This window comes from Streptomyces sp. NPDC048507 (assembly GCF_043199995.1).
In the GTDB taxonomy this organism is placed as follows: Bacteria; Actinomycetota; Actinomycetes; order Streptomycetales; family Streptomycetaceae; genus Streptomyces.
In genome coordinates this window covers 81,525-107,495 of the sequence record NZ_JBICWZ010000004.1, presented here as the reverse complement: position 1 = coordinate 107,495, position 25,971 = coordinate 81,525, and the positions used below count along the sequence as shown (strand labels likewise).

Below are 25,971 nucleotides of genomic sequence, written 5' to 3'. Positions count from 1 at the left end.
TCAGGCCCCGGCCGTGAGGGCGACGGCACGGAACGAGATGCCGTGCCGGGCCTGGCCGTTGAACGTGTTCTCCCAGTCCCGGGCCTTGAGCCCGATCACCGACACCGGCATGCCCGGCATCAGCCCCTCGGGGAGCCCGGTCTCCGGGACGGTCACCTGGTAGAGGTTGCCCTCCCCCTCGTCCGAGATCAGCAGACCCACCGTGGACAGCCCGGCACCGGTCTCCCGGTCCATCGCGCGCTCACCGGTCTGCTTGCTCACGAGCTTCGGGGTCGGGGCCGTGGCCACGAACACCACGGCGGTCGACGTGTCCACCTTGAACGACGGCATCAATGCCTCCAGCGTTGTCGGGGGCAGCCCGAAGAGGACTACCAACTCCCGCTGTCCTAGGACTGCGAGCGCTTGAATAGATAATGCAGTGCAGTCCTAGGACTGTCAACAGTCCCAGGACTGTGTTTGACTTGATGCCGACGAAAGGGATACGCGATGGCCCCGAAGTGGAGAGAGCTGGCTGACAAGCTGGCTGAGCAGATCCGAGGAGGCGAGTACGCCCCAGGCCAGCAATTGCCGCACATCAGGGACCTGGTGGATGCCGGCGAGGGCTCGAAGACAACCGTCCACCAGGCATACAAGGCTCTGGAAGCGGAAGGCTTGGTCACCTCATCTCGCGGCCACGGAACTGTCGTGCGCCAGCAGGTGCCGCTGAAGCGACTCGGCATCGCTCGCTACGACAAGACCAAGTGGCGCGACGGCGACGAGGTGGCGTTCATCGCGGACCGCGTGGCGTCAGGACGCGCGTACCGCCGCAACGAGCAGACCCAGTCGGTCAGTCTCATCGAGGCGCCCCCCGAGGCTGCCGCCGCGCACGGCCTTCCGGCAGGCGCGCAGGTCTACGCACGCGCACGACTGGTGAAGGAGGGCGACCAGCCAACCCACACGCTCACCAGCTACTACCGGCCCGAGCACGTCGAGGGAACCCGGATCGTGGATCCGACCCCCGGCCCGGCCGGCCGCGGCGGCGGGTTTCGTGTCCTGTACGACGCCGGCTACGAGATCGACCACATGAAGGAGCGGATCTTCGCCCGCACCCCGACGGCCGACGAGGTGAAGCTTCTGCAGCTTCCGCAGGGCGAACCAGTGGTCGAGCTGCACCGGACGACCTTTACCGCCGACGGCACCGTGGTCGAGTTCGCCCTCGGGGTGCACGCAGCTTCGCGCTTCGCCTGGGAATACGACTTCCAGGTGCCAGACTCGGCGAAGGACAGGGAAGGCCAGGAGTGATCTCGACGCAGGACTGGGCAGACACCCGACTCCTCTGGAGCTACCACCAGATGGGCCACACTCCGGCGCCGTGCTCGGTCGCGATCGGGCTCGGCAGCCACGACCTGGGCGTGGCTGAGGCGGCGGTCGAACTCTACGAGCGCGGCATGGCCCCCCTGCTCGTGTTCACCGGAGCCACCAGCCCGACGACGCGCGAGCGGATGCCCCGCGGTGAGGCCGTCCACTACCGCGAGCGGGCGTTGGAGCTCGGCGTCCCGGGTCGTGCCGTGCTGGTTGAACCGCGAGCCCGGAACACGGGCGAGAACATCACCTTCTCTCGCGAGCTGCTGCACGAGGCCGGCGTCGAAGTGACCTCCGTCCTGCTGATCAGCAAGCCGTACGAGGAGCGGCGCGCGTACGCCACGGCACGGAAGCTCTGGCCCGGAGTGGAGATCGTCAGCGCGTCCAGCCCGATGGCGCTGGAGGAGTACGTCGACTCGATCGGCGACGCCCGGCTGGTCATCGACATGCTGGTCGGAGCGTTGCAGCGGCTGATGGTCTATCCCGAGCAGGGATTCATGATCAGTCAGGCCGTTCCGGACGACGTGGCCGAGGCCTACGAACGACTCTGCCGACAGGGCTTCACGAGCCGCCTCCTGCGAGACGATTCCGGTCAGGCGCGCAGCCACACGCGTCGGTGACGAGCGACGCCGTGGACATGCTCCACCTGCTCAGGTGTGAGAGTCCCGGCGAGCGGTCCCAGAGCGGCCACCTCCCGCTCCTGATAGACGCGGACGGCGTATGCCGTCGCTGCTCGGTCCAGGGACGCGATGCCGACGAAGACCAGGACCGGTTCGACAGGGACCTCGAAGGCGCAGTACCGCCCCAGGACCTTTCGCACGAAGTTGGCTTCGGACTGGCTCGCCGCAGCGTAGGGGCGGGGCGGACCGCCGTTGATCTTGGCCATGGAGTCGCCCACCCAGACCGAGGCGCCGCGGTGGTGCTTGGTGTTGACGGTGAACACCCCGCCTGGGCCGATCACCAGGTGGTCGATGTCGCCGCCGTTGCTCTTTTCGATGCCGTGAAGGACACGCCAGCCCAGTGGGACGAGTCGTTCCAGCTCACGACCTACCCGCCGCTCGCCTTCCAGGCCGGTGTACCAGCTATCCCACTCCGTAGTCTGTCGCAGTAACTTCGCTTTCAGCCGCTGCACCGTCGACGGTCCTCGTTCGGCGATCGTCCCGACGAGTCGGGAGCCGGGCCGATTCCTGGCCAGGTCTTCGCTGGGGCTGAGAGGTGGGACCGACGCCGGCCCCTCAGATCGACGGGGCGGGGGTGTGTGGATGGGGTGCCCTGACCGCCGGGGAGGCGTCGCGGGGCCGGGCTGACGCGGAGGAGTCGTAGGCCGGACGATGAGCCCTTCGCCGAGATATAGCCGCAGAAGTGCCAGCGCTTCCTCCTGGTACTCCGGGATCTTGATCGTCACGGTCTTGGTCGCTCGATCCGCCCACGCCACGGCCGTTCCGTCCGTCAGATTGACGTACAGCCGGTCCCTGCCATGCCTCTTCCACGGATGGACCGTCAGTTCGCTCACCAGCCGCCCCCCTGATTGCCGTCCCCACGTATATGCCAACAGGCGGTGGGCAGATCGGCAAGACCGCCGGAGCAACACGAGCTGTTACAGGTTTCTCTACCTCATCAAGCACCCGGCTGCGCTCCGCTCCGCCGGGCGGGCTTCCCGGCGCCGCTCTGCGCGACGCTCCTGCCTTCGGCCCGCTCCGCGCACGCTCCGCCGACGCCCGCCCCTGCAAGACGGGATAGGCCAAAAGGCATGAGCTGAACCCTGAAGCCCGCGGATTCCCTCCCTCACCGACATGCCTCCGGCGGGGGCGCTCCGACTCCGGGATGGACGGGGCGCCGCTGGCGGGTGCCGGCCGTGGTGGGTTGAGGTGGGGAACTCCCATCCCGTCCGCCGTCGACCCAGGCAAGCCGAGCAGACACGGCACCGGGCGTCCAGGTCGTTCGTCCAGTTGGGCGCTCCACCTGGACGCCCGGCACCGCGTCCGCTCTACATGTCATGGGCCGACGGCAGACGGGATGGGAGTTGGGGGGCGAGTGGTGGGCGACGATAGCGGGCCACCGACTCTGACGGTTCCGCCAAGGCTCCCTTCACGACCTAGGCTCAATCGCTGCGTTTCTGCTTAAGCTGATACGCGTATCCGCGACCAGCTGTTCCAGGCTTATGCTCGATTTCCCCTGCCTCTATCAGGCTCTCGAAGATCTTCTTCATTTTACTTTCGCTGCCTATGCCGGTCATTTTCCGAGCCTGCTCATTCCTGATGGACTCGTTGTTGTTCAGATACTCGACGACCTGCTGAGCGGGAGAAGCGAGACTCTCATGTCGAACGACTACGAGGACTGAGTTCTCGCCTTCTTCGATGATGGGAGAACGGAGGTTGAGTTTCTTCATTGATTCGAATGCCGTGTTAAGACCTTCCCCGACATCCTTATTGGGAGGATTCGGGAAACGGTTCAGATGGCGAACCAGGTAGGGATTCCTGCTGAGGCGCTCGTCGAGGATATTGTTGGTTGTGATGTGGCCGGGAAGTCGCCCAGGGCTTTGGATCTCGATTCGATTCTCGAAGATTCGAATGTGAATGTCGTCCGTTACTGAATAGTCTCGATGCAGGACGGCATTCGTGATGATCTCGTGCAAAGCTTCGTGTGGATACTTGACGCTTCGGAGGCCATCCTCGTCAAGATAGGCTGCCGCAGCCACGACCTTGACGGTCTTATCGACAGCATCGTAGATCTGCTTGTAGAGGGCTCCCTCGATGGTCACCGGGTCTTCAACCAGCCTGTCCCGGGATTGTTCCTCGCTGCTGTACCTGTAAATCTTGATGCCGCATCGTTTCGGGAGGCACGCTTGGGGCTCATCAGCGAAGAGAAGGGCCGCGGCTACGACTGGTTTTCCCGAGACCAGCAGATTTTGTTTCCTGAGGTATGTCTCGGGTTCTGTGACTGGGACCGCACTAAGTAGATACTCAATAACTGCTTCCGAGTTTGTTACGACGTCCACATCGATGGACAGGGTCTCGGATTCGAAAGATTCGAGCCCTTTTTGCCTGCGTAGTGCTGTGAGCGCTTCCTCGGAGGTTACGGGGGTGTTCTGGGCGCTAAGCCGTTTGTATATTTTTCCGTCGGCTGTCTTTCGGATGGCGCGAGATTTTCTCGCGTTGATGTGCAGGACGCATCCAGTAAGGTGATCCGCAAAGAGAAACTCTGCGTCGAGGTCAGTTCCGAAAGGGGAGACATCCTCAAGTGCGTGGATCAGCTGATTGGCGTCCTCAGGATCATTGAAGCCGTCCCAATTGAATCCCGATTGTGACTCGGTTACGCCGATGTAGAGGTCTCCGCCATCGGCGTTACAGAAAGCAGATACGGCGCGGGCGACTTTGGCCGGTGCGATTCGCTTGTCCTTGAAGTCGAGGAAATGCCCCTCTTGTCGCTCAAGGAGCGTGGCTGCTTGATCTGCCGAGATGGTTACTGTCTCGAACAATTCCCCCCCCTGTGTTACTCGTTCAGGACTTTCGGGTGCCGTGGGTACCCAGCGCGCGGCTGTCGGACGCGCGCGCCCAGCCTATGCGTCGCGGGTTGGTTCCACCGGACCTTTAGAGAGGATTCGGTTGCAGGTGATGCGGCGGGATGGGGTACCTGCGCCGGCTCTGACTGACGGAGGAGCCGAGGATCGCAGCCTCCACCGTTGGGAGGATCGCAGCCTCCACCGTTGGGAGGACAGACCGGAGGCCATCAGCTGGATGCCACCGGGCCGCGTCAGGAATGCTCCTGCGGCAGCCCTGCTTGGGGGCGTCATCGCGGCAGTCGGGCGCGGGTGACGTGCCATCGTGGCAGCTTGTGGGCGACGCAGGTACAGCAGCGCGGTACCGCAACCCCAGCAACCTCCGACGTCCGGTAACCCCTCTCTGGGGCTCGGAGCGGCCGGAATGGCCCTCGCTGACCGGTCTGGCTAGAGCTACGGATCAGAAGGTTGCAGGTTCGAATCCTGCCGAGTGCACAGCCGAAGAGGCCCCCCGGTTCACCGGGGGGCCTCTTGCGTTGCCTTGACGTCGCCCTGGCTAGCCTTCGCGGGACCGGTCGGTCTTTCGCACCTTCGAAGGGGAACTCCATGGGTCTGTTCGGGAACGCGCACCACATCGATGCCGGCACCGCGCAGCGGGACTTCGCGCGGTTGCTGGGGAACGGGGAGCAGGTGCACGCCGCGTACCTGCTGATCCGGGACACGATCCTGCTCACCGACCGGCGGCTGGTGCTGGTCGACAAGCAGGGGCTCACCGGGAAGAAGGTGGAGTACCACTCGATCCCGTACCGGAGCATCACGCACTTCGCCGTGGAGACGGCCGGGCACTTCGATCTCGACGCCGAGCTGAAGATCTGGATATCGGGCACGCCGGAGCCGATCGAGAAGACCTTCACCAAGGGCGTGGACATCTACGAGCTGCAGGCGATCCTCACGCAGTTCGTTGCCCGGTAGCGAGCCCTCGCCGAACTCCGTTCGGCATGATCTTGGTATTGCAGGATCCGGTACCGTCTTGGCAAGAGTAGCCCGGCAAGAGCAGCCGTGGCCCCTGGGAGGAACACCGCGTGGACGACATCGACCGGGCGCTCGTGCGGCGCCTCCAGCAGGACGCGGGCCAGTCCTACGCGGCGCTGGGCGCGGCCGTCGGGCTCTCGGCCGGGGCCACCCACGAGCGCGTCCGCAAGCTGCGCGAACGCGGGGTCATCCGGCGGACCACCGTCGACGTGGATCCGGCCGCCGTGGGCAGCGGGGTGCTCGCCTACGTGATGGTCGACTCCCGCAGCTGGATGGGGGACTCCCGGGAGGAGTTCGAGGCCATCGCCGAGATCCAGGAGGCGCACGTCATCGCGGGCAGCGCCTCCGTCCTCGTCAAGGTCCGCACCGCCACCACCGGGCAGCTCCAGGACGTCCTGCGGCGCCTGTACGCCATCGACGGCGTCAGCGGCACGCAGGCCACCGTCGTCCTGGACACCTTCTTCGAACGGCCCCTGCCGCTGTGACCTGGCGGTGCACCGGGCTGCGGTGGGCCGACGGCCGCCCCGTCATGGGCTGGCGGGGGCCGGCGGGCCGGGAGACCACCAGCCGTCTGGTGTACGGGTCCCCGCTGGTCTTCACCGTGCGGGACGAGCGGCGCTGCCTCGGGGTGTGGCGGGCCGGGAAGCGGACCCCGTGCCCGACGGCGCGGACCGTGCCGGGCCGCACGGGCAGCGCCCAGTGCCCCGAGTGCGCCCGCCTGGACCGGTCCTTCTCGGTGGCCGCCGACACCAACGCCGCCGACCCGCGCACCTACCGGGTCTACCTGGCGTGGTTCGGGCCCGGGCTGGTCAAGGTCGGCATCACCGCCGAGGAGCGGGGCGCGGCCCGGCTGCTGGAGCAGGGGGCGGTGACCTGGTCCTGGCTGGGGCGCGGGCCGCTCATGGCCGCGCGGCGTACCGAAGAACTGCTGCGCGCCGCCCTCGGGGTGCCGGACCGGATCGCCTACGCCCGCAAGCGTGCCGTACGGGGCCACCTGCCGCCGGCCCCGGAGCGGGCCCGCGAGGTCGCCGGGCTGTACGCGCGGGCCGCCGCCCTGGCCGGCTGGCCGGAGTCGCTGGAGCGGGTGGCGTGCGGGGTCACCGACCACGCGGCGGTGTTCTGGCCCGACGGGCCGCCCGCCCCGGCCCGGGTGGTCACCGAGCTGGTGTCCGGCGGGAGCATCGCGGGCGGGCTCGTCGCCGCGGCCGGGCCGGACCTGCACTTCGCGGACGGGCTCGTGCTGGACACCCGCCTCATGGCCGGCTGGGGGCTGGGCGTCGCGTCGGCGGACGCCGTCACGGACGTGCCGCTCGCACCGGTGCCCCCGGCGCTCCCCCCGGCGGAGCAGGACGGCCTGTTCTGACCGCGGGGTCAAGACCTGGCTCGCTCTGTCCCTCCACGGCTGTTCGCGGTGGACAGGCGCGGGGCCCTACGCCGAGGGTGGGCACATGAGCACGCAGCCCGTTCGGGCCTTCTGGGAACGTCTGGACCTGCCCGGACTGGTCGACGTCCACACGCACTTCATGCCCGCCCGGGTCATGGAGAAGGTCTGGGAGTACTTCGACGCCGTCGGCCCGCTGACCGGTGTCCCCTGGCCCATCACCTACCGGCACGAGGAGGAGCAGCGGGTCGCGCTGCTGCGGGAGTTCGGCGTGCGCGCCTTCACCTCCATGGTCTATCCGCACAAGCCCGGCATGGCCGCCTGGCTCAACTCCTGGGCCGCGGACTTCGCCGCCCGCACCCCCGCGTGCCTGCACACCGCCACCTTCTTCCCGGAGCCCGAGGCCGCGGCGTACGTCGGGCAGGCCGTGGCGGGCGGGGCCCGCGTCTTCAAGGCGCACGTCCAGGTCGGCGGCTACGACCCGAACGACGAGCGGCTCGACGCGGTGTGGGGGCTGCTCGCCGAGGCCGCGGTCCCCACCGTGATCCACTGCGGTTCGGGCCCGGTCGCGGGCAAGCACACCGGTCCGGGCCCCGTCGCCCGGCTGCTGGAGCGTCACCCGGGCCTGCCGCTGATCGTCGCCCACATGGGGATGCCCGAGTACGCCGACTTCCTCGACCTCGCCGACCGCCACCCGGGCGTCCGGCTCGACACCACGATGGTCTTCACCGACTTCGCGGAACGGCTGAGCGGCTTCCCGCCCGGCGCGCGCGGACGGCTCGCGGACCTCGGCGACCGGATCCTGCTCGGCACCGACTTCCCGAACATCCCCTATCCCTACGAGCACCAGCTGGAGGCCCTCGAACGGCTCGGCCTCGGCGACGACTGGCTGCGGGCCGTCTGCCACGACAACGGCGCCCGGCTGTTCGGCCTCACCGGTACCCCCGGCCTCACCGGTATCCCCGGTCCTCCCGCTCCTCCCGGCACCCCCGGCCCTCCCGGCACCCCCGGCCCTCCCGGCCGTCCCGGTCCTCCCGCCCCCTGAGGACGTTTCTCAGGAGATTCACAGGTTGGGGCAAGAACGCTCTCAGGGGCGGCGGCCAGCGTGAAGGCATGACTGCGACGACCACCTCCCACGCGTCCACGTCCACCGGCTCCCCGACGGCCCTGGTACGGCCCGACGGCGGACCCTGCCGGGTCCTCGTCGTGGACGACGAGGCCTCCCTGGCCGAGCTGCTGTCGATGGCCCTGCGCTACGAGGGCTGCGAGGTCCGCAGCGCCGGGGACGGAGCCGGCGCCGTCCGCGCCGCCCGGGAGTTCCGCCCCGACGTGGTGGTCCTGGACATCATGCTCCCCGACATGGACGGCCTGGCCGTCCTCGGACAGCTGCGCCGCGAGATCCCGCAGGTCCCGGTGCTCTTCCTGACCGCCAAGGACTCCGTCGAGGACCGGATCGCCGGGCTGACGGCGGGCGGCGACGACTACGTCACCAAGCCCTTCAGCCTGGAGGAGGTCGTCGCCCGGCTGCGCGGCCTCGTCCGCCGCTCCGGCGCCGCCCAGGCGGCCCGCGGCGGATCGGTGCTGGCCGTCGGCGACCTGCGGCTGGACGAGGACAGCCACGAGGTGGTCCGCGGCGGCCAGGAGGTCCACCTCACCGCCACCGAGTTCGAGCTGCTGCGCTACCTGATGCGCAACCCCCGCCGGGTCCTCAGCAAGGCGCAGATCCTCGACCGGGTCTGGTCCTACGACTTCGGCGGCCAGGCCAACGTGGTCGAGCTGTACATCTCCTACCTGCGCCGCAAGCTGGAGGCGGGCACCGGCCTGCCCCCGATGATCCACACCCGCCGCGGAGCCGGCTACCTGATCAAGCCGGCCGACTAGTGCCCCCGCGCCCGACCCGGATCCCCGGCCGCCCCTGGTCCCTGCGGACCCGGCTCGTCGTCTCGGCGGTGGCCCTGATCGCGGTGGTGGGCGCGGCCATCGGTACCGTCACCACCCTCGCGCTGCGCTCGTACCTGGTCGACCGGCTCGACGACCAGCTCAGCGTCTCCGTGGACATGGCCACCCGGGGCCCCGGCGCCGGGAAGGCCGCCCGCGAGAACAGCCTCGGCTTCGTCCTGGCCCCGGGAAACCCGACCGGCACCGCCGGGATCCGCCTCGGCCCCGACGGCAAGGTGCTCGCCTCCGGACTCAGCTCCTCGGGCGACGGATCCCCCCTCGACCACGTCCGCCCCCTCTCCCAGGGCCAGACCGACGCCCTGCTCGCCGTGGCCCGCCGGACCGCGCCCGGCCGCCCCGGGCCGGTCGAGGCGGAACTCCCCGGACTCGGCGGCTACCGGGTGCGCGCCTCCCCCGACGGCGGCCTGGTCCTCGCCACCCCGCTGCGCGACGTCGACCGTACGGTGGGCACCCTCATCGGGGTCGAGGTGTCCGTCACCCTCGCCGGGCTGATCGCCGCCTCCCTCGCCGGACAGGCCCTGATCGGGGTCGCCCTGCGCCCGCTGCGCCGGGTCGCGGCGACCGCCACCCGCGTCTCCGAACTCCCCCTGCACAGCGGCGAACCCGCGCTCCACGAGCGGGTCCCCGATGCCGAGGCCGACCCCCGCACCGAGGTGGGCCAGGTCGGCGCCGCCCTCAACCGGATGCTGGGCCACGTCTCCTCCGCGCTCACCGCGCGCCAGCACAGCGAGATGCGGGTCCGCCAGTTCGTCGCCGACGCCAGCCACGAGCTGCGCACCCCGCTCGCCTCCATCCGCGGGTACGCCGAACTGACCCGCCGGGGACGGGAGGAGACCGGCCCCGACACCCGTCACGCCCTGGGCCGGATCGAGTCCGAAGCCACCCGCATGACCGGGCTCGTCGAGGACCTGCTGCTCCTCGCCCGGCTCGACGCGGGCCGCCCGCTCGCCACCGGCGACACCGACACCGACCTCGCGCCGCTCGTCGTCGACGCCGTCAGCGACGCCCGGGCCGCCGGCCCCGGCCACCACTGGCGCCTCGACCTCCCCGCCGAACCCGCGACGGTCCGCGGCGACCCGGCCCGGATCCAGCAGGTCCTGGTCAACCTCCTCGCCAACGCCCGCACCCACACCCCGCCCGGCACCACCGTCACGGCCCACGTTTCACGTGAAACATCCGCCGTCCGGCTGCGGATCGAGGACGACGGGCCGGGCATCGCTCCCGAACTGCTGCCCCACGTCTTCGAGCGCTTCGCCCGCGGCGACGCCTCCCGCTCCCGCGCGGCCGGCTCCACCGGCCTCGGCCTCGCCATCGTGCAGGCCGTCGTGGTCGCGCACGGCGGCTGGGTCGACGTGCGCAGTGAGCCCGGGCGGACCGCCTTCGAGGTGCTGCTGCCGCTCCCCGCCGGCCCGTCGCGGGACTCACAGAGGGGCCACAGGCTCACCACACAGCCGTGACAGGGCACCCCGCGAGGGTCGGAGCATGTCAACCGACGCCTCTCCCGGGGCCCTTCCGGCCCGGGCGCACCTCGCGCCCCTGCCCGGCGTGCCCGTACTCGACGTGGTGATCCCGGTCTTCAACGAAGAGGAGGACCTCGGCCCCTGCGTGCGCCGCCTGCACGCACACCTCACCCGCACCTTTCCCTACCCCTTCCGCATCACCATCGCCGACAACGCGAGCACCGACCGCACCCCCGAGGTCGCGGCCGCCCTCGCCACCGCGCTCCCGGAAGTACGGAGCACCCGGCTGGAGGAGAAGGGCCGCGGCCGCGCCCTGCGCACCGTGTGGACCGGCTCGGAGGCCCCCGTCCTCGCGTACATGGACGTGGACCTCTCCACCGACCTGAACGCGCTGCTGCCGCTGGTGGCCCCGCTCATCTCCGGCCATTCCGACCTGGCCATCGGCACCCGGCTGGCCCGCTCCGCACGCGTGGTGCGGGGCGCCAAGCGGGAGTTCGTCTCCCGGGCGTACAACCTGCTGCTGCGCTCCTCGCTCGCGGCCCGGTTCAGCGACGCCCAGTGCGGGTTCAAGGCCATCCGCGGCGAGGTCGCGCAGCGGCTGCTGCCGCTGGTGGAGGATTCGGGCTGGTTCTTCGACACCGAGCTGCTGGTGCTCGCCGAGCGGGCCGGACTGCGGATCCACGAGGTGCCGGTGGACTGGGTCGACGACCCGGATTCCAGCGTCCACCTCGTGCGCACCGCCACGGAGGACCTCAAAGGAGTCTGGCGGGTGGGCCGCGCCCTGGCCGTCGGCGCGCTCCCGCTCGACCGGATCGCCCGCCCCTTCGGGGACGACCCGCGCGACCGCGGGGCCCTGCCCGGGGTGCCGCGCGGGCTGGCCCGGCAGCTGCTCGGGTTCTGCGCCGTCGGCGTCCTGAGCACCCTGCTCTACCTGCTGCTCTACTCCGCCCTGCGGGGCGCGGCGGGCCCCCAGGGCGCGAACGCGGCCGCGCTGCTGCTGTGCGCCGTCGCCAACACCGCCGCCAACCGCCGGCTCACCTTCGGGGTGCGCGGGCGGGCCCGGGCCGTGCGCCACCAGGCCCAGGGGCTCGTGGTGTTCGGCATCGGACTGGCCCTGACCAGCGGCTCGCTCGCCGCGCTCGGAGCGGCCAGCGCCGAGCCGGCCCACGCCACCGAACTGGCCGTCCTGATCACCGCCAACCTCGCCGCCACCGTGCTGCGGTTCCTGCTCTTCCGCGCCTGGGTCTTCCCCGAGCGCACCTCTCCCACGACCGAGGAGGGTCCGTGACCACGGCCGCGCTCCCGCACTTCCCGTCCGCCGCCCCGCTGCCCGCCGCCGTCCGCGCCACGGACGCCCGGCCCCGCTGGGAGCGGCCCGCGTACACCGTCCTGCTGCTGGGCACGGCCCTGCTCCTGCTCTGGAACCTGGGCTCCTCCGGCTACGCGAACTCCTTCTACTCCGCGGCCGTCCAGGCCGGTTCCGAGAGCTGGAAGGCCTTCTTCTTCGGCTCCTCCGACGCCGGCAACTCGATCACCGTCGACAAACCCCCGGCCGCCCTGTGGCCGATGGCGCTGTCGGTACGGCTCTTCGGGCTCGGCTCCTGGCAGATCCTCGTGCCGCAGGCCCTGATGGGCGTCGCCACCACCGCCGTCCTGTACGCGGCCGTCCGCCGTCAGTTCGGCCCGGCCGCGGCCCTGCTGAGCGGCTGCGCCTTCGCGCTGACGCCCGTCGCCGCGCTGATGTTCCGGTTCAACAACCCCGACGCCCTGCTCACGCTGCTGCTCACCGTCACCGTGTACTGCGTGCTGCGCGCCCTGGAAGGGGCGCACACCCGGTGGCTGGTCTGGGCCGGTGTCGCGGTCGGGTTCGGCTTCCTGACCAAGACCCTCCAGGCGTTCGTGATCCTGCCGCCGCTCGCGGTCCTCTACGCCGTCTGCGCGCCGACGCGGCTGCGCCGCCGGCTGGGGCAGCTGCTGGCGGCCGGGCTGGCCGCGGCGGCGGCCGGCGGCTGGTGGGTGGCGGTGGTGGAGCTGTGGCCCGCCGCCTCCCGGCCGTACATCGGCGGCTCGCAGAACAACTCCTTCCTGGAGCTGACCCTCGGTTACAACGGCCTCGGCCGGATCAGCGGCAACGAGACGGGCAGCGTCGGTGGCGGGGCGGCGCGGCGCGGGGCAGGGGGACCCGGCGGGGGCGGGGGCGGCGGCTGGGGGGAGACCGGCATCGACCGGCTGTTCTCGGCCAACATCGGAGGGCAGATCTCCTGGCTGCTGCCCGCCGCCCTGGTGTTCCTGGTGGCCGGACTGGTGGTGACCTGGCGGGCCCGCCGGACCACCGACTCCCTGGACGGGATGGCCCGCGCGGCCTTCGTCGCCTGGGGCGGGTCCCTGCTGATCACCGCGGTCGTGTTCAGCTGGATGCAGGGCATCTTCCACGAGTACTACACCGTCGCGCTGGCCCCCTTCGTGGCGGCGCTGGCCGGCATGGGCGTGGCCGTGCTCTGGGAGGAACGCGGCGGGTGGGCCGCCGCGCTCACCCTGTCCGGAACGCTCGCCCTGACCGCGTGGTGGTCCTTCGTCCTGCTCGGCCGTGCCCACGGGTACGTTCCGTGGCTGCGCTGGGCGGTGCTGGCGGCCGGTCTGGCGGCGGCGGCCGCACTGCCGTTCGCCGCACGGCTGGGCCGCCGCGCCCTCCTCGCGGTGGCCGCCCTCGGGCTGGGCGCGGCGCTGGCGGGGCCGTTCGCGTACTGCCTGACCACCGTCGGCTCGGGGCACACCGGTTCCATCGTGACGGCCGGACCGGCGGTGGCGGGCGGCCGCGGCGGCCCGGGCGGCTTCGGGGGCCCCGGCGGCGCACCGGGCCGGTTCGGGCCGGGCGGGGAGGGCGGCCCGCAGGGCATGCCCCAGGGGACACCGCAGGGCATGCCGCAGGGCGCCGGCACGGGCCCCGGCGCACCGGGCGCACCCGGCGGCGCCGAGCTCCCCGGCGGCCGGGGCGGCCCCGGCGGCGGTCCCGGCGGCGGCCCCGGCGGCGGTCCCGGCGGTGGTGCAGGCGGCGGTCCCGGCGGGCTGCTGGGCGGCACCCGGGTCGGCGCCGCCGCCACGGCCGCGCTGCGCACCGACTCCTCCCGCTACACCTGGGCGGCGGCGGCCATCGGCTCCCAGAACGCGGCGAGTTACCAGCTGGCCTCCGGCGCGCCGGTGATGCCGGTCGGCGGGTTCAACGGCAGCGACCCCTCACCGACGCTCGCGCGGTTCCAGGAGTACGTGAAGGAGGGGCGGATCCACTGGTTCATCGCCTCGGGCAGCGGCGGGGCGCGCGAGGGCGGCGGCGGCCCGGGCGGGGCCGCCGGCAGCGCCATCGAGGAGTGGGTGAAGGGGGCGTTCGTGCCCACCACCGTCGACGGCGTCACCTTCTACGACCTGACGGCTCCTTCGGCCGGCTCGTCCTGATCCCGCCTGGACGGACGGGTGACCCCCTAGCATCAAGAGGGCGGACCGGGCATTCCGGGCTGATCCCCTTGTGGCGAGGAGGGTGCCTCCATGGCGACCGAGGCCGATCCGGGCGGGAGCAGGACCAGTGTGTGGCTGGTCGCCAGGCCCGCCGCCCACGCCAGACGCCGCAGCGAGCAGCCGTCGGGGCTCGACCGGGAACGGATCACCGCCGCCACCGTGCGCCTCCTCGACGCGGAGGGGCTGCACCGGTTCTCCATGCGGCGCCTGGCCTCCCAGCTCGGGGTCACCGCGATGTCCCTCTACTGGTACGTGGACACCAAGCACGACCTGCTCGAACTGGCCCTGGACAGCGCCCTGGGACAGCAGCGGCTGCCCTCCGGACCGCCCCCGCAGGAGGGCTGGCCGGGCCGGCTGCGGAGTCTGGCCTGCGGGTACCGCAGGCTGTTGGCGGAGCATCCGTGGGTGGCCCCGCTGAGCGTGGCCTACCCGAACATCGGCCCGCACGCGCGGGCCTTCGACGCCGCCCTCCAGCGGCTGCTGGACGCCACCGGACTGGCGGATCCCGGCCGGACCGGCGCGCACCTGGCGGTCTCGCAGTTCCTGCACGGCTGCGGCGCGACGGCCCGGCGGGCGCCGGAGACGGACTTCGGCCTGGCCCTCGACGTCCTGATCGCGGGGATCGAGGCCAAGGCCCGGGCCAGAGCCGGTGACCGCGGGGCGGGCCCGCGCCCCCGGTGACGGCGGCGACGTGCGCGAGGGCGGGTGGACGGGCCGCGTTCGCGGCGCGCCCACCCGCCCTCGCGGTACGCGGGTCCGGCGCCGGCTACGGGGCCGGGACCTTCGCCGCGGCGGTGTCGCCGGCCGGAGCCGGGAGCTCCGCGCCGCCCTCGGCGGCCGGGGCGTGGGCGGCCGGCCTGGACTTCAGGGCGACCTCCTTGATGAAGAGCACCAGCACCAGCCCGAGCAGCGCGAACGGGGCGGCGTAGAGGAAGACGTCGCCGACGCCGTGCCCGTACGCGGACTCGATGACCGTCCGGAACGGCGCGGGCAGCTTGTCGAGGTCGGGGATGCCGCCGCCGGCGGTGCCGCCGTGGCCCATCGCGGCGGCCTTCGGGCCGAGCTCGGCCAGTCCGTCCTTGACGTAGTGGGTGACCCGGTTGGCCATGACGGCGCCGAGCGCGGAGACGCCCACGGCGCCGCCGAGCGAGCGGAAGAAGGTGACGACGGAGCTGGCGGCACCGAGGTCCTCGGGGGCCACCTGGTTCTGGGTGGCGAGGACCAGGTTCTGCATCATCATGCCGAGACCGAGGCCGGTCAGCGCCATGAAGACCGCGATCTGCCAGTAGGCGGTGTCGTAGCGCAGGGTGCCCAGCAGGCCGAGTCCGGCGGTCAGCAGGACGCCGCCGGCGACCAGCCACGCCTTCCAGCGGCCGGTCTTGGTGATGATCTGGCCGGAGACCGTCGAGGAGACGAAGAGGCCGCCGATCATCGGGATGGTGAGGATGCCCGACATGGTGGGGGACTCGCCCCGGGCCAGCTGGAAGTACTGGCTGAAGAAGACCGTGCCGGAGAACATCGCGATGCCGACGAAGAGCGAGGCCGCCGAGGCCAGGCTGATGGTCTTGTTGCGGAAGAGGCGCAGCGGAATGATCGGGTCGCTCGCACGGGACTCGACGAGCAGGAAGAGCAGGCCGAGCGCCACGGCGCCGCCGACCATGGCGGCGGTCTGCCAGGAGAGCCAGTCGTACGAGGTCCCGGCCTGGGTGACCCAGATCAGCAGCAGGGACACGGCGCCGCTGATCAGGAAGGCGCCGAGCCAGTCGACCTTGACCTCGCGGCGGACCACCGGGAGCCGCAGGGTCTTCTGGAGGACGATCAGCGCGATCACGGCGAAGGGCACGCCGACGTAGAAGCACCAGCGCCAGCCGAGCCACTCGGTGTCGGTGATGACGCCGCCGAGGAGCGGGCCGCCGACCGTGCCGACGGCGAAGACCGCGCCGAGGTAGCCGCTGTAGCGGCCGCGCTCGCGCGGGGAGATCATCGCGGCCATCACGATCTGGGCGAGGGCGGAGAGGCCGCCGACGCCGATGCCCTGGACGACGCGGCAGGCGATGAGCGTGCCGGTGTTCTGGGACAGGCCCGCCACGACGGAGCCGAGGACGTAGATGACCAGGGATATCTGGACGAGCAGCTTCTTGCTGAAGAGGTCGGAGAGCTTGCCCCAGAGGGGGGTCGCGGCCGTCATCGACAGCAGGGCGGCGGTGACGACCCAGGTGTAGGAGGACTGGGTGCCACCGAGGTCGCTGATGATCTTGGGCAGGGCGTTGGAGACGATCGTGGAGGACAGGATCGCCACGAACATGCCGAGCATGAGCCCGGACAGCGCCTTCATGATCTGGGGGTGGGTCATGGGTGCGCCGTCGGACGTGGTCTCCGACCGGCCGCCTCCCCGCACACCGTGGGGTGTGGTCGTCGCCATGGGTTTCCCTTTGTCTAGAAGCTCGATCGGAGTCGGGCCAGCAGGGTGTTGAGCACGTCGATGTCTTCGGGGGACCAGTCGGTGAGCGCCTTCTCCAGCGCGTCCGTGTAGCGCGAACCCAGTTCGGCGAGCACCGCGCGGCCCGCGGCGGTGAGGCGCAGGATCCGGCAGCGGCCGTCTCCGGGGTCGGTCTCCCGGTCGAGCCAGCCGCGGGCCGCCAGGTGGGCGACGTGCCGGCTCGACACCGAGATGTCGACGGCCATGAACTCGGTCAGGCGGCTCAGCCTCATCTCACCGTGCCGGTCGAGCACGGTGAGGACGGCGGCCGCGCCGGGCGGGCAGTCCGGGGGCAGGATCCGGGCCAGGTCGCGCTTGACGGAACCGATCCCGGCGAGCTGGCGGGCCAGTTCCTCGTACCGGGTGGTGCTCCGCACCGTCCGTGGGGTCACCGGACCGCCTCCCATCTCGTTGCTTGGGGCAACCATAGAAGCGAATGGTTGCTACAGGCAAATTAATCTGCGGGGTTGGCCGGTAAAGGAATCGGAAAACCGGTTAGGGTCCTGAGCCATGGCTGCGAACCACAACTCACCTGAGCCCGAGGGCACCTACGACCCCGCGGGCAGCACACAGATGTTCCGGGCGTTCGTGGAGGAGGCCGAACCGGCCCGCACGCCGTCCGTGCCGGGCGCGCGGCGGCGCGCGAAGGGGTCCTCCGGCGCGAAGGGCGGCCTGAACGTGGGGCTGGTCGTCGCCCTGGTCCTGGTGCTCGGAGCCGCCGTGTGGGTGGTCGTCCACTGACGGGCCGCCGGCCCGGCGGGCCCTTCAGCTCCAGGTGGCCGTGACGTTCCGGGTGTCCACGTGCATGCCCAGGGGGACCCGCCAGGACTCCACGCAGACCGTGTAGGTCTGCGTCTTCGAGGTGCCCCCGGCGATCGGGGCGGGCAGCGGCTGGCTGGTGGTGATCGTGGCCCAGTCGACGCCGAGGGCGCCGATGATGTGGGTGGCGAAGCCGACCGTGCCCGAACGGGCCGCGGTGCTACCGGTGTTGGTGAACTTCACCGTGACGCGCTCGCACCAGCGTTCGGACGCGGCCGTGCGGGCCGGGGTGCCGATCGCGATCCGGGCCGGGGTGGCGGGCGGAGGCGGGGGCGCCGGAGTGCCGGGAGGGGTCGGAGTGCCCGGAGTGCTTGGCGTGCCTCCCGAGCCCGAGCCGCCCGAGCCCGAGCCGCCCGAGCCGGAACCGCCCGAGCCCGAGCCGCCCGAGCCCGAGCCGCCCGGCGCCGGCGGGGTGCCGGGGGGTGCCGCGGAGCCGCCGGGGCCGGTGGCCGTCCCTCCGCCCGGGGCGGAGCCCGCACCAGGGCCGGACCCCGGTACGCCGGGCGACGTAGAAGACGGGGTCGCCACCGGGGACGCGGCGGACGCCGAGGACGCGGCGGAACCCGGCGCGGCCGGGGGCAGGGCCTGGAGCTCGACCGGCCCCCGGGGTGCCACGTTCTGCCCGGCGCCCCGTTCGGGCCCGGGCCCGGCCGCGCCCACGGCGACGTAGCCGTCCCGGGCCGGTCCGCCGCAGCCGGTGAGGGAGGCGGTGGCAGCGGCGCACAGAGCGGCGGTCAGGGCGAGCGTGGTGCGGGATCCCGTTCGCATCGCGCCAGTTTTCCTGACGTCATGTCAAATGTGAACCCCGCGGCCCCGCTCCGGCTCACTCCCCGATGAGGCCCACGCGCAGCTGCGCGAGCGTGCGCGTCAGCAGCCGGGAGACGTGCATCTGGGAGATGCCGACCTCCTCGCCGATCTGCGACTGGGTCATGTTCGCGAAGAAGCGCAGCATGATGATCTGCCGTTCCCGGGGCGGGAGTTTGGCCAGCAGGGGCTTCAGGGACTCCCGGTACTCGACGCCCTCCAGCGCGGTGTCCTCGTACCCGAGGCGGTCCGCGAGGGAGCCCTCGCCGCCCTCGTCCTCCGGGGAGGGCGAGTCGAGCGAGGAGGCCGTGTAGGCGTTGCCGACGGCGAGCCCGTCGACCACCTCTTCCTCGGAGACGCCGAGCACGGCGGCCAGCTCCGGCACGGTCGGGGACCGGTCCAGCTTCTGGGCGAGCTCGTCACTGGCCTTCGTCAGCGCCAGGCGCAGTTCCTGGAGCCGGCGCGGGACGCGGACGGACCAGGAGGTGTCCCGAAAGAATCGTTTGATCTCGCCCACGACGGTCGGCATCGCGAACGTCGGGAACTCCACGCCGCGTTCGCAGTCGAACCGGTCGATCGCCTTGATCAGGCCGATGGTGCCGACCTGGACGATGTCCTCCATCGGCTCGTTGCGGCTGCGGAACCGGGCCGCCGCGTAACGCACCAGCGGCAGGTTCAGCTCGATCAGGGTGTCGCGTACGTACGTTCGGTCGGGGCTGTCCGCGTCCAGGGCGGCGAGTCGCTGGAAGAGGGAGCGGGAGAGGGTGCGGGTGTCGATGGCTTCCGAGCGGTCGGACACTGCCGGAGTCTCGCGCTTGACGAGCGTGAGCACCTTGGAGCTGCCCTGGTCTACGGACATGCCACCCCCTTGAGGTCGCGGACGGTCGCGTTCTCTGCGCGCCCGTCGGAGGAACGCAGCCTCCACCTGAATACCGGAGGCGGGGCTGCGGCAAACGCGGTTCCAGCAGAATGTCACATGTCGGCAACACGCTGTAGCGTCATGTCGACAAGTATCTCCAGTGACAGACGGCCGACCGAGCGGAATGAGCCGGTTCTGTAGGGAAACGCGGGAGCGCCTCCACCCGATCCGGTTAGGCCTCGATCCTGTTTGCGGATCTCAGACGGGCGAAGCTCCGGGCGAGCAGCCGCGACACGTGCATCTGGGAGACCCCCAGCTCGGCGCTGATCTGCGACTGGGTGAGGTTGTTGTAGTACCGCAGCAGCAGGATCCGCTGCTCCCGTTCGGGCAGCTGGACCAGCAGGTGGCGGACGAGGTCGCGGTGTTCGACGCCGGCCAGCTCGGGGTCCTCGTACCCCAGCCGGTCGAGCAGGCCCGGCATGCCGTCGCCCTCCTGGGCGGCTTCGAGCGAGGTCGCGTGGTAGCTGCGGCCGGCCTCGATGCAGGACAGCACCTCGTCCTCGCCGATCCGCAGCCGCTCGGCGATCTCGGGGGTGGTCGGGGTCCGGCCGTGGAGGGTGGTGAGGTCCTCGGTGGCGGCGTTGACCTGCACCCACAGCTCGTGGAGGCGGCGCGGGACGTGGACGGTGCGGACGTTGTCCCGGAAGTACCGCTTGATCTCGCCGACGACCGTCGGCATGGCGAAGGTGGGGAACTGGACCCCGCGCTCCGGGTCGAACCGGTCGATGGCGTTGATCAGGCCGATGGTGCCGACCTGGACGACGTCCTCCATCGGCTCGTTGCGGCTGCGGAAGCGGGCCGCCGCGTACCGCACCAGCGGGAGGTTCGCCTCGATGAGGGCCCCGCGCACCCGGTCGTGCTCGCTGGTGCCCGGCTGCAGCCCCTTCAGCTGGCCGAAGAGGACCTGGGTGAGGGCCCGGGTGTCCGCACCCCGGCCCTGAGGTCTCGGCGGGACCGGCGGCGCCTGGGGGGCCGGGGGCTCCTCGCGCTGTTCCTGGAGGGGCTCCTGCCGGGGCGCGAGCGCCGGTGGCGGGGGTTCCTGCTGGGACTCCTGCTGGGGTGGCACCTGAGGCGCAGTACTGGCCGGCACGGTCACGCCACCCCTTCGGTCAACTATCCGTCAAAAGCGGTCATAGCATCACAAGACATGTGCACTGTGTGCAAGCACCGTATAACCACGTGTTGAGGGCAAGTTGGGCATATGCGGGCAATTTCCTCGAATGGCGGGAATGCAAAAGACCCCCCATCCGTCGGAGTAGGGGGGGCCGGGAAGTCCGGAAACCGCTTCGGCGTACGGGTTCAGTTCACCAGTTCGGTGATGAACTCGCCGATACCGGAGGCCGCATCCGATATGCCCTGGAAGCCTATTCCCACCATCTCGGCGGCCCGCTTCGGCTGGGTGATGATCACGAAGAGGACGAACACGGTGAGGACGCCCGTGATGAGCTTCTTGGTGTCCATGAACGGTGTCGGCCTCCCCAACCGGCTACTGCAAAGTCGGTGGAGTCTAACCGGTCAAGTTCTGGCACTCACCTGCCCTTTAAGGACCAATGACCCGCGGGAACGGGTCCTTTGCCGCTGGGTGCCGGGTTGCGGAGGGCGCAGGATTGAGGAGAGCCCACCGGTTCTGGCAGGAAATCGGTGGGTGAGGGACAGGACCTCACTGCGGGGTCCGAGCCGCAAGCTTCCCCCCTGACTGCGGCTCGGGCTGGCAGGTTCCGTCCTCACCGGGGGAAGTGGCTTGTCCCCCCGATGCCACTTCCCCCGTCCCCCACGTCGAAGGCCCCGGCTCCGGTCGGGGCCTTCTTCGCGTCCTGCGCCCGTGCGCCTGTGCGGTCGTCCGGCCGGTCGTCCGTTCGTTCGTCCGGTAAGGGGCTATTCGATGGCCCCGGCCAGCTCCGCGATGGGCTGGACGGGCGCGATCACGGGCGCGAGCTGGTTCGGCAGCTCCATCAGCTGGTTGAGCTGGTTGGCGCCCGCGCTGACCTTCGAGCCGATCTCCTGGACGGACCGCGGCTGGGCGCCCGCCGGCATGTCCGGGGTGGCGGTCGGCAGGTCCGGGAGGGTGAGGGGGGCGAGGCCCGCGGCGGAGGCGGCGGGTGCGGCGAAGCCCGCGGCGGCCCCCGCGAGGGCGATGGCGGCGAGGATGCGCTGGGTCTTGTTCATGCCGTGACAACGGCCGAGCCGTCGGCCGGTCACGGCGGGCATGCGCGAGAGCCCCGGTTCGTACGAACCGGGGCTCTCGTCAAGCGCGGTAGTGGAGGGATTTGAACCCCCGATGGGTTGCCCCATACTCGCTTTCGAGGCGAGCTCCTTCGGCCACTCGGACACACTACCGAGATAGATCCTAGCCGATGGCGGGGAGTGCTTTGCAACTCCGGACGCAGTGGCCTGGCTCACCGCTCCCGGAAGAAGTCCGTCAGCTGCCGCGCGCACTCCTGCTCCAGCACCCCGCGGACCACCTCGGGCCGGTGGTTGAGGCGGCGGTCGCGCACGAGGTCCCAGAGCGACCCCGCCGCGCCCGCCTTCTCGTCTCCCGCGCCGTACACGACCCTCGCCACCCGCGACTGCACGAGCGCGCCCGCGCACATCACGCACGGCTCCAGGGTCACCACGAGGGTGCACCCCGTCAGCCGCCACTCCCCGAGCCGGGCGGCCGCCCGGCGCAGCGCCAGTACCTCGGCGTGTGCCGTGGGGTCGCCGGCCGCCTCGCGCTCGTTGTGCCCGGCGGCGAGGAGCTCTCCGTCCGGGCCGAGCACGACGGCACCGACCGGCACGTCGCCGGCCGGTACCGCGAGGGCGGCCTGCTCCAGCGCCAGGCGCATGGAGTCCCGCCAGGGATCCCGTACGGGATCGTGGTCGTACGGGGTGTCGTGCACGGCGATCACTAGCGGACGGCCTCCAGTACCTCGGTGGCGCCGAGCGAGTCGGCGATCTCCGAGAGGGCGTCTCCGTCGAGGGACATCAGTTCCTTGTGGCCGACTCCGAGGTCGTCCAGCAGCCGGGGGTCGCCGAGCGGGCCGGCCGGGAGCGGTTCGGCTCCGGTTCCCGCCCCGTCGTCCGCGTCGTCGTCCCCGTCGTCCGTGAACGCGGCGACCGGTTCGTCCTCGCCGTCCTCGGTCCCGTCCAGGTCCAGTTCGTCGAGATCGTCGTCCTCCTCATCGTTGCCCAGCAGCTCCTTGGTCAGCATCGAGCCGTAGGAGCTGCGGTCGGCGGCGGAGGCGTTCGACACGTAGTACCGAGGGTCCTCCTCCCCGTCCACGCGGATGACGCCGAACCAGGCGTCCTCCTGCTCGATGAGGGCGACCACCGTGTCGTCGTCGACAGCGGCGGACCGGGCGAGATCGATCAGATCACTCAGGGACTCGACGTCGTCGAGTTCCATGTCGCTCGCTTCCCACCCGTCTTCGGTGCGCGCGAGCAGTGCGGCGAAGTACACCGTGACTCTCCCACTGGTCATAGGCGTGCCGGTTGGAGGTCCCCCCGGCCGGAGGTTGGGGTGGGAACGGCCGTGACGCTCGCCGGTCCTTACCCCGCCCAATCGGCATCGTGGCAGAAACAGCGGCTTTGCGAGAGGTCTTCGGCGCGGCGGCCGTGTCGCGGCGCCGGTTGCCGGGCCGGCGGGGGGACGCGGGGGGGACGGACGGAGGCCGGCGGGAAGACGGTGGCCGGACGGGCCGGGTGCGGCCAGGGGGCGGGCCGGGAGCGACGAGGGCGTGCGGTGACGGGAGGGGGCGTGAGGGGGGCGGGGCGGGTCAGGGGGCGGTCACCAACGGAAGGTGCGCATCCGCATCTGCTGGCGCATCCGGGCCGCGCGGGCGCGCCGTGGCTGGACCCGGTCGCGCAGTTCCCGGGCCTCGTTCAGGTCGCGCAGGAACTGCGCGCGCCGCGCCCTGCGCTGGGCCGCCGTCTCCGGGGCCTCGTACGCCTCGCTACCGCCGCTCCCGTCACTCCCGCTGCTTGTGCCGCTCCCGTCACTCGTGCTGGTCTCGTTCGGCTGCGTGTCGGGCATCGGCCACCACCCACGGCTGGTCCGGTCGTCCTCCTCCGCCGGCGCGAAGCAGTCCCCCCGGACCCACCTTCCCCCGGGTGGCGCGTTTGATGCCACCCTTCGGCAGGTCGGCCCAGGTCAGGCCTCGTCCGCGGCGTCGTCGTGGAGGGCCGGTACGACGGCCACCGGGCCGTGCGCGTGCTGGAGCACCGCGTGCGCGACCGAGCCCATCAGCAGGGAGCGCCGGCGGGGGTGGTGGCGGCCCACCACGACGAGCGCGGCCGACCGGGACGCCTCCACCAGCCGTCCGGCCGGGTCCCCAGGCACGGCCGCCTGTTCGACGGGCACCTGCGGATACCGGGCCCGGACCGGGGCGAGGCGCTCCGTCTGGGAGCGCAGCATCTCCCGTTCGGCGGGGATGCCGTCGCCGCCGTCGGCCAGGGCCTCGGGCGGGATCACCGCGAAGGGACTGTCGATCACCAGGGCCGGACCGGGCGGCAGGGCGTACGCGGAGACCACCTGGACGGTGGTCCCCCGGGCGGCGGCCTCGGCGAAGGCGAAGTCCAGCACGTCGTCCGGGGTCTCGGCGGCGTGCAGTCCGAGCACCACGCGGCCGGCGGAGGGCTCGGAGCCGGCGTCCCGGGCCTCCCGGTCCGCGTGCGGGACGACCACGACGGGGCAGGTGGCGGTGGTGGCGACGGCCCGGCTGCTGGAGCCGAGCAGCAGCGCCGCGAAGCCGCCGCGCCCGCGCGAGCCCATCACCAGCATCAGCGGCGCGCCCTCGGCGGCGATCACCCGCAGGGCCTCGGGGACCGAGCCCTCCAGCGCCTCGTAGCGGACCTCCGGCGGCAGCTCGGGGGCGGTCTCCAGGAGGCCGCGCACGTGGTCGCCCACGGGGTCGGCGTACTGCTCGGGCTCGTTCGGATCGTGCAGGGCCGAGCGGCGGCCCGCGTACAGCTGGGACGTCTCGGGGAGCACGTGGGCGACCAGCAGGCCGGTGCCGTGGCGCAGCGCGGCGCCGCGGGCCCATTCCAGGGCGCGCAGGCTGTGGTCGGATCCGTCGACGGCCGCGATCACGGGTGCGTGGGTCATCACCCCAGGGTCCCGGGCGGTGCCGGGGGCCGCACCTCGGGCCGCCGCCGGGCGTGTCGCGGGCCGGACGCGGGCGCGCCGGGGGTCCGCGCGGGTTGGCCGCGGGTCCGCGCGGGTCGGCCCGCGGGTCCGCTGCGGGCCGGGCGCGGGCGCGCGGCGGCCGTCCCACCGCGTAGCCTTTTGCCAGTGGGTCGCGAACAGGCGACCGGTTTCGCAGGTAGCAGGGTCGCAGGTCGCAGATCGCAGGTCGAAGCCCGGCTGAGTCTTGGAGGATGTTGTGCGTTTGCAGGTCGTCGATCACCCCTTGGTGGCGCACAAACTCACCACGCTGCGCGACAAGCGCACCGACTCCCCCACCTTCCGCCGGCTCGCCGACGAGCTGGTGACGCTCCTCGCCTACGAGGCCACGCGCGACGTGCGCACCGAGCAGGCGGACATCGAGACCCCGGTCTCCCCGACCACCGGCGTCAAGCTCTCGCACCCGCGTCCGCTGGTCGTGCCGATCCTGCGCGCCGGTCTCGGCATGCTGGACGGCATGGTGCGGCTGCTGCCGACCGCCGAGGTGGGCTTCCTCGGCATGGTCCGCAACGAGGAGACCCTGGAGGCCTCCACGTACGCGACGCGCATGCCCGAGGACCTCTCCGGTCGCCAGGTCTACGTGGTCGACCCGATGCTGGCCACCGGCGGCACGCTGGTCGCCGCGATCCAGGAACTCATCAAGCGCGGCGCCGACGACGTGACCGCCGTGGTGCTGCTGGCCGCGCCCGAGGGCGTCGAGGTCATGGAGCGCGCGCTGGCGGGCACGCCGGTGACGGTGGTGACGGCCGCCGTGGACGAGCGGCTCAACGAGCACGGCTACATCGTGCCGGGCCTGGGCGACGCGGGCGACCGCATGTACGGCTCGGCGGAATAGCCGTACGGCGGGTCCGCCCGCCTCAGCACTTCCCGGCGGGCGCGGGCACGGGGTTGGCCAGGGCGGCCAGCGCCTTGTCCGCGTCCGCCTTCGCGGTGAGTTCCTTGAAGGAGTCGCCGAGGATCAGGTCGATGTCGCCGCCCTCGCGCGCGTCGGTCTGGGTGGTGACCCCGGCGAGCTGCGCGGCGAGCACGGAGTACGCGGCCTTGTCGGTCCGCGGGGAGCCGACCAGTATCCCGGCGCCGGGGACCTTCTTGTCGAAGCCGGCGGGGGCGTTGCCGACCTGGCCGATGACGAAGCCGCGTTTCTCCAGCTCGTCGCGGACCGCCTTGGCGAGTCCGGCGCGCGGGGTCGCGTTGTAGACGTTGACGGTGATCTGACCGGGCTGGGGGAGCGCGGCCGCGGGACTGGCCGACGGTGCCGCGCCGGGGCCGGACCCCGTGTTCACGGCCTTGGCGGCCTTGCCCGCGCCGGGCGACGCCGTGGGGCAGTCCTTGCCCGCCGCCGCGTTCCGCTTGCCGTCGCCTCGGAACACGCCGATGAGCTGGAGTCCCCCGTAACCGAGAAGGGCCAGCGCGAGGAGCGATCCGAGCAGGGCGAACACGACCTTGCGGCGTCGCCGGGGCCGGCTCATGCGGGGGTAGGCAGCTCCCGTGACGCGGTACTTTCCGCCCATGCCGGGGGGAGTGAGCATGCTCATGGGCGCAGCGTAGTGCCGTACCGGAACGATGCCTACTAAATGATCTATTGATCGGCTAAGGCCGACCCGAAA

28 protein-coding genes and 1 tRNA gene are annotated in these 25,971 nt (G+C 71.6%); 13 read left to right on the top strand and 16 right to left on the bottom strand.

Annotated elements, in window-relative coordinates; all coding sequences use genetic code 11:
• On the bottom strand, window positions 1-330 hold the full coding sequence (locus tag ACGFXC_RS13460; RefSeq protein ID WP_393712375.1) for a hypothetical protein: 330 nt from the start codon (window positions 328-330) through the stop codon (window positions 1-3).
• A 156-nt stretch (window positions 331-486) separates the two neighbouring features.
• Here ACGFXC_RS13460 and ACGFXC_RS13455 point away from each other — a divergent pair, with 156 nt between their 5' ends.
• Window positions 487-1,281, top strand: a complete 795-nt coding sequence (locus ACGFXC_RS13455) for a GntR family transcriptional regulator (RefSeq protein WP_393712374.1) — start codon at window positions 487-489, stop codon at window positions 1,279-1,281.
• Window positions 1,278-1,961: a YdcF family protein gene (locus ACGFXC_RS13450; RefSeq protein WP_393712372.1), complete on the top strand. Its 684-nt coding sequence runs from the start codon at window positions 1,278-1,280 to the stop codon at window positions 1,959-1,961. Before ACGFXC_RS13455 ends, ACGFXC_RS13450 begins: the two co-directional genes overlap by 4 nt.
• Here ACGFXC_RS13450 and ACGFXC_RS13445 read toward each other — a convergent pair.
• Both ACGFXC_RS13445 and ACGFXC_RS13440 read right to left on the bottom strand, forming a co-directional pair.
• Window positions 1,934-2,854: an NERD domain-containing protein gene (locus tag ACGFXC_RS13445; protein WP_393712370.1), complete on the bottom strand. Its 921-nt coding sequence runs from the start codon at window positions 2,852-2,854 to the stop codon at window positions 1,934-1,936. The two genes, ACGFXC_RS13450 and ACGFXC_RS13445, sit on opposite strands and share 28 nt — an antisense overlap.
• Before the next feature lie 588 nt (window positions 2,855-3,442).
• Complete coding sequence (locus tag ACGFXC_RS13440) at window positions 3,443-4,819, bottom strand: ATP-binding protein (RefSeq protein WP_393712368.1); 1,377 nt, start codon at window positions 4,817-4,819, stop codon at window positions 3,443-3,445.
• A 627-nt stretch (window positions 4,820-5,446) separates the two neighbouring features.
• Between ACGFXC_RS13440 and ACGFXC_RS13435 the strand changes: the two genes are divergently transcribed.
• From ACGFXC_RS13435 to ACGFXC_RS13395, 9 genes are all read left to right on the top strand, one after another.
• Window positions 5,447-5,812, top strand: coding sequence for a PH domain-containing protein (locus ACGFXC_RS13435; protein WP_393712366.1), 366 nt, complete (start codon window positions 5,447-5,449; stop codon window positions 5,810-5,812).
• A 110-nt stretch (window positions 5,813-5,922) separates the two neighbouring features.
• Window positions 5,923-6,357: an Lrp/AsnC family transcriptional regulator gene (locus ACGFXC_RS13430; protein ID WP_393712365.1), complete on the top strand. Its 435-nt coding sequence runs from the start codon at window positions 5,923-5,925 to the stop codon at window positions 6,355-6,357.
• A complete protein-coding gene (locus ACGFXC_RS13425) occupies window positions 6,354-7,235 on the top strand; it encodes a DUF2797 domain-containing protein (protein ID WP_393712363.1) in 882 nt (293 codons plus the stop codon). The genes ACGFXC_RS13430 and ACGFXC_RS13425 overlap by 4 nt, the downstream gene beginning before the upstream one ends.
• 85 nt (window positions 7,236-7,320) lie before the next feature.
• Window positions 7,321-8,298, top strand: a complete 978-nt coding sequence (locus ACGFXC_RS13420) for an amidohydrolase family protein (RefSeq protein ID WP_393712361.1) — start codon at window positions 7,321-7,323, stop codon at window positions 8,296-8,298.
• Window positions 8,299-8,366: 68 nt separating this feature from the next.
• Entirely contained in the window at window positions 8,367-9,134 is a 768-nt protein-coding gene (locus ACGFXC_RS13415; protein WP_393712359.1) for a response regulator transcription factor, read from the top strand.
• Window positions 9,134-10,669 carry a sensor histidine kinase gene (locus ACGFXC_RS13410; protein WP_393712357.1) on the top strand — a complete coding sequence of 512 codons (1,536 nt, stop codon included), beginning with the start codon at window positions 9,134-9,136 and terminating at the stop codon, window positions 10,667-10,669. The genes ACGFXC_RS13415 and ACGFXC_RS13410 overlap by 1 nt, the downstream gene beginning before the upstream one ends.
• A 25-nt stretch (window positions 10,670-10,694) precedes the next feature.
• Window positions 10,695-11,960, top strand: coding sequence for a glycosyltransferase (locus tag ACGFXC_RS13405; protein ID WP_393712355.1), 1,266 nt, complete (start codon window positions 10,695-10,697; stop codon window positions 11,958-11,960).
• Window positions 11,957-14,122, top strand: coding sequence for a glycosyltransferase family 39 protein (locus ACGFXC_RS13400; RefSeq protein ID WP_393712354.1), 2,166 nt, complete (start codon window positions 11,957-11,959; stop codon window positions 14,120-14,122). The genes ACGFXC_RS13405 and ACGFXC_RS13400 overlap by 4 nt, the downstream gene beginning before the upstream one ends.
• A gap of 90 nt (window positions 14,123-14,212) precedes the next feature.
• Window positions 14,213-14,863 carry a TetR/AcrR family transcriptional regulator gene (locus tag ACGFXC_RS13395; protein WP_393712352.1) on the top strand — a complete coding sequence of 217 codons (651 nt, stop codon included), beginning with the start codon at window positions 14,213-14,215 and terminating at the stop codon, window positions 14,861-14,863.
• Window positions 14,864-14,948: 85 nt separating this feature from the next.
• Here the strand turns inward: ACGFXC_RS13395 and ACGFXC_RS13390 are convergent, their stop codons facing one another.
• Together ACGFXC_RS13390 and ACGFXC_RS13385 are read right to left on the bottom strand one after the other, a co-directional pair.
• Entirely contained in the window at window positions 14,949-16,604 is a 1,656-nt protein-coding gene (locus ACGFXC_RS13390; RefSeq protein ID WP_393712350.1) for an MDR family MFS transporter, read from the bottom strand.
• 14 nt (window positions 16,605-16,618) lie between these two features.
• Entirely contained in the window at window positions 16,619-17,053 is a 435-nt protein-coding gene (locus tag ACGFXC_RS13385) for a MarR family winged helix-turn-helix transcriptional regulator (protein WP_393712348.1), read from the bottom strand.
• A 118-nt stretch (window positions 17,054-17,171) separates the two neighbouring features.
• On the opposite strand from ACGFXC_RS13385, the gene ACGFXC_RS13380 reads away from it, so the two are divergent.
• Entirely contained in the window at window positions 17,172-17,402 is a 231-nt protein-coding gene (locus ACGFXC_RS13380; RefSeq protein ID WP_393712346.1) for a hypothetical protein, read from the top strand.
• Window positions 17,403-17,426: 24 nt separating this feature from the next.
• Here ACGFXC_RS13380 and ACGFXC_RS13375 read toward each other — a convergent pair whose 3' ends face one another.
• The 10 genes from ACGFXC_RS13375 to ACGFXC_RS13330 form a co-directional block, all read right to left on the bottom strand.
• The gene (locus ACGFXC_RS13375; protein WP_393712344.1) at window positions 17,427-18,248 is read right to left on the bottom strand and encodes a hypothetical protein; all 822 of its coding nucleotides are present in this window, start codon (window positions 18,246-18,248) and stop codon (window positions 17,427-17,429) included.
• A gap of 55 nt (window positions 18,249-18,303) precedes the next feature.
• Complete coding sequence (locus ACGFXC_RS13370) at window positions 18,304-19,143, bottom strand: RNA polymerase sigma factor SigF (RefSeq protein WP_393712342.1); 840 nt, start codon at window positions 19,141-19,143, stop codon at window positions 18,304-18,306.
• Between the two features lie 232 nt (window positions 19,144-19,375).
• Window positions 19,376-20,293: an RNA polymerase sigma factor SigF gene (locus ACGFXC_RS13365; RefSeq protein WP_393712340.1), complete on the bottom strand. Its 918-nt coding sequence runs from the start codon at window positions 20,291-20,293 to the stop codon at window positions 19,376-19,378.
• A 209-nt stretch (window positions 20,294-20,502) separates the two neighbouring features.
• Window positions 20,503-20,664: a hypothetical protein gene (locus ACGFXC_RS13360; RefSeq protein WP_164720920.1), complete on the bottom strand. Its 162-nt coding sequence runs from the start codon at window positions 20,662-20,664 to the stop codon at window positions 20,503-20,505.
• Between the two features lie 414 nt (window positions 20,665-21,078).
• Window positions 21,079-21,369, bottom strand: coding sequence for a hypothetical protein (locus ACGFXC_RS13355; RefSeq protein ID WP_393712338.1), 291 nt, complete (start codon window positions 21,367-21,369; stop codon window positions 21,079-21,081).
• A gap of 86 nt (window positions 21,370-21,455) precedes the next feature.
• A tRNA-Ser gene (locus tag ACGFXC_RS13350) sits at window positions 21,456-21,540 on the bottom strand.
• Window positions 21,541-21,599: 59 nt separating this feature from the next.
• Window positions 21,600-22,028 carry a tRNA adenosine(34) deaminase TadA gene (gene tadA, locus ACGFXC_RS13345; protein WP_393713172.1) on the bottom strand — a complete coding sequence of 143 codons (429 nt, stop codon included), beginning with the start codon at window positions 22,026-22,028 and terminating at the stop codon, window positions 21,600-21,602.
• Window positions 22,029-22,090: 62 nt separating this feature from the next.
• Window positions 22,091-22,642 (bottom strand): hypothetical protein, encoded by a 552-nt coding sequence (locus ACGFXC_RS13340; protein ID WP_393713171.1) that lies wholly within the window; start codon window positions 22,640-22,642, stop codon window positions 22,091-22,093.
• Window positions 22,643-22,969: 327 nt separating this feature from the next.
• Entirely contained in the window at window positions 22,970-23,215 is a 246-nt protein-coding gene (locus tag ACGFXC_RS13335; RefSeq protein WP_393712337.1) for a hypothetical protein, read from the bottom strand.
• A 117-nt stretch (window positions 23,216-23,332) separates the two neighbouring features.
• Entirely contained in the window at window positions 23,333-24,286 is a 954-nt protein-coding gene (locus tag ACGFXC_RS13330; RefSeq protein ID WP_393712336.1) for a universal stress protein, read from the bottom strand.
• A gap of 277 nt (window positions 24,287-24,563) precedes the next feature.
• Between ACGFXC_RS13330 and upp the strand changes: the two genes are divergently transcribed.
• Window positions 24,564-25,199 (top strand): uracil phosphoribosyltransferase, encoded by a 636-nt coding sequence (upp, locus tag ACGFXC_RS13325; RefSeq protein ID WP_393712335.1) that lies wholly within the window; start codon window positions 24,564-24,566, stop codon window positions 25,197-25,199.
• A 22-nt stretch (window positions 25,200-25,221) separates the two neighbouring features.
• On the opposite strand, the gene ACGFXC_RS13320 is transcribed toward upp, so the two are convergent.
• Complete coding sequence (locus ACGFXC_RS13320) at window positions 25,222-25,899, bottom strand: LytR C-terminal domain-containing protein (RefSeq protein ID WP_393712333.1); 678 nt, start codon at window positions 25,897-25,899, stop codon at window positions 25,222-25,224.
• Window positions 25,900-25,971: the final 72 nt, after the last annotated feature.

Bases quoted from the DNA above. Each gene is read 5' to 3' on its own strand.
- ACGFXC_RS13460 (WP_393712375.1), bottom strand. From the start codon at position 330: ATGCCGTCGTTCAAGGTGGACACGTCGACCGCCGTGGTGTTCGTGGCC.
- ACGFXC_RS13455 (WP_393712374.1), top strand. From the start codon at position 487: ATGGCCCCGAAGTGGAGAGAGCTGGCTGACAAGCTGGCTGAGCAGATC.
- ACGFXC_RS13435 (WP_393712366.1), top strand. From the start codon at position 5,447: ATGGGTCTGTTCGGGAACGCGCACCACATCGATGCCGGCACCGCGCAG.
- ACGFXC_RS13420 (WP_393712361.1), top strand. From the start codon at position 7,321: ATGAGCACGCAGCCCGTTCGGGCCTTCTGGGAACGTCTGGACCTGCCC.
- ACGFXC_RS13415 (WP_393712359.1), top strand. From the start codon at position 8,367: ATGACTGCGACGACCACCTCCCACGCGTCCACGTCCACCGGCTCCCCG.
- ACGFXC_RS13405 (WP_393712355.1), top strand. From the start codon at position 10,695: ATGTCAACCGACGCCTCTCCCGGGGCCCTTCCGGCCCGGGCGCACCTC.
- ACGFXC_RS13395 (WP_393712352.1), top strand. From the start codon at position 14,213: ATGGCGACCGAGGCCGATCCGGGCGGGAGCAGGACCAGTGTGTGGCTG.
- ACGFXC_RS13390 (WP_393712350.1), bottom strand. From the start codon at position 16,604: ATGGCGACGACCACACCCCACGGTGTGCGGGGAGGCGGCCGGTCGGAG.
- ACGFXC_RS13380 (WP_393712346.1), top strand. From the start codon at position 17,172: ATGGCTGCGAACCACAACTCACCTGAGCCCGAGGGCACCTACGACCCC.
- ACGFXC_RS13375 (WP_393712344.1), bottom strand. From the start codon at position 18,248: ATGCGAACGGGATCCCGCACCACGCTCGCCCTGACCGCCGCTCTGTGC.
- ACGFXC_RS13370 (WP_393712342.1), bottom strand. From the start codon at position 19,143: ATGTCCGTAGACCAGGGCAGCTCCAAGGTGCTCACGCTCGTCAAGCGC.
- ACGFXC_RS13360 (WP_164720920.1), bottom strand. From the start codon at position 20,664: ATGGACACCAAGAAGCTCATCACGGGCGTCCTCACCGTGTTCGTCCTC.
- ACGFXC_RS13355 (WP_393712338.1), bottom strand. From the start codon at position 21,369: ATGAACAAGACCCAGCGCATCCTCGCCGCCATCGCCCTCGCGGGGGCC.
- tadA (WP_393713172.1), bottom strand. From the start codon at position 22,028: ATGCGCCTGGCGCTGGAGCAGGCCGCCCTCGCGGTACCGGCCGGCGAC.
- ACGFXC_RS13335 (WP_393712337.1), bottom strand. From the start codon at position 23,215: ATGCCCGACACGCAGCCGAACGAGACCAGCACGAGTGACGGGAGCGGC.
- ACGFXC_RS13330 (WP_393712336.1), bottom strand. From the start codon at position 24,286: ATGACCCACGCACCCGTGATCGCGGCCGTCGACGGATCCGACCACAGC.
- ACGFXC_RS13320 (WP_393712333.1), bottom strand. From the start codon at position 25,899: ATGAGCATGCTCACTCCCCCCGGCATGGGCGGAAAGTACCGCGTCACG.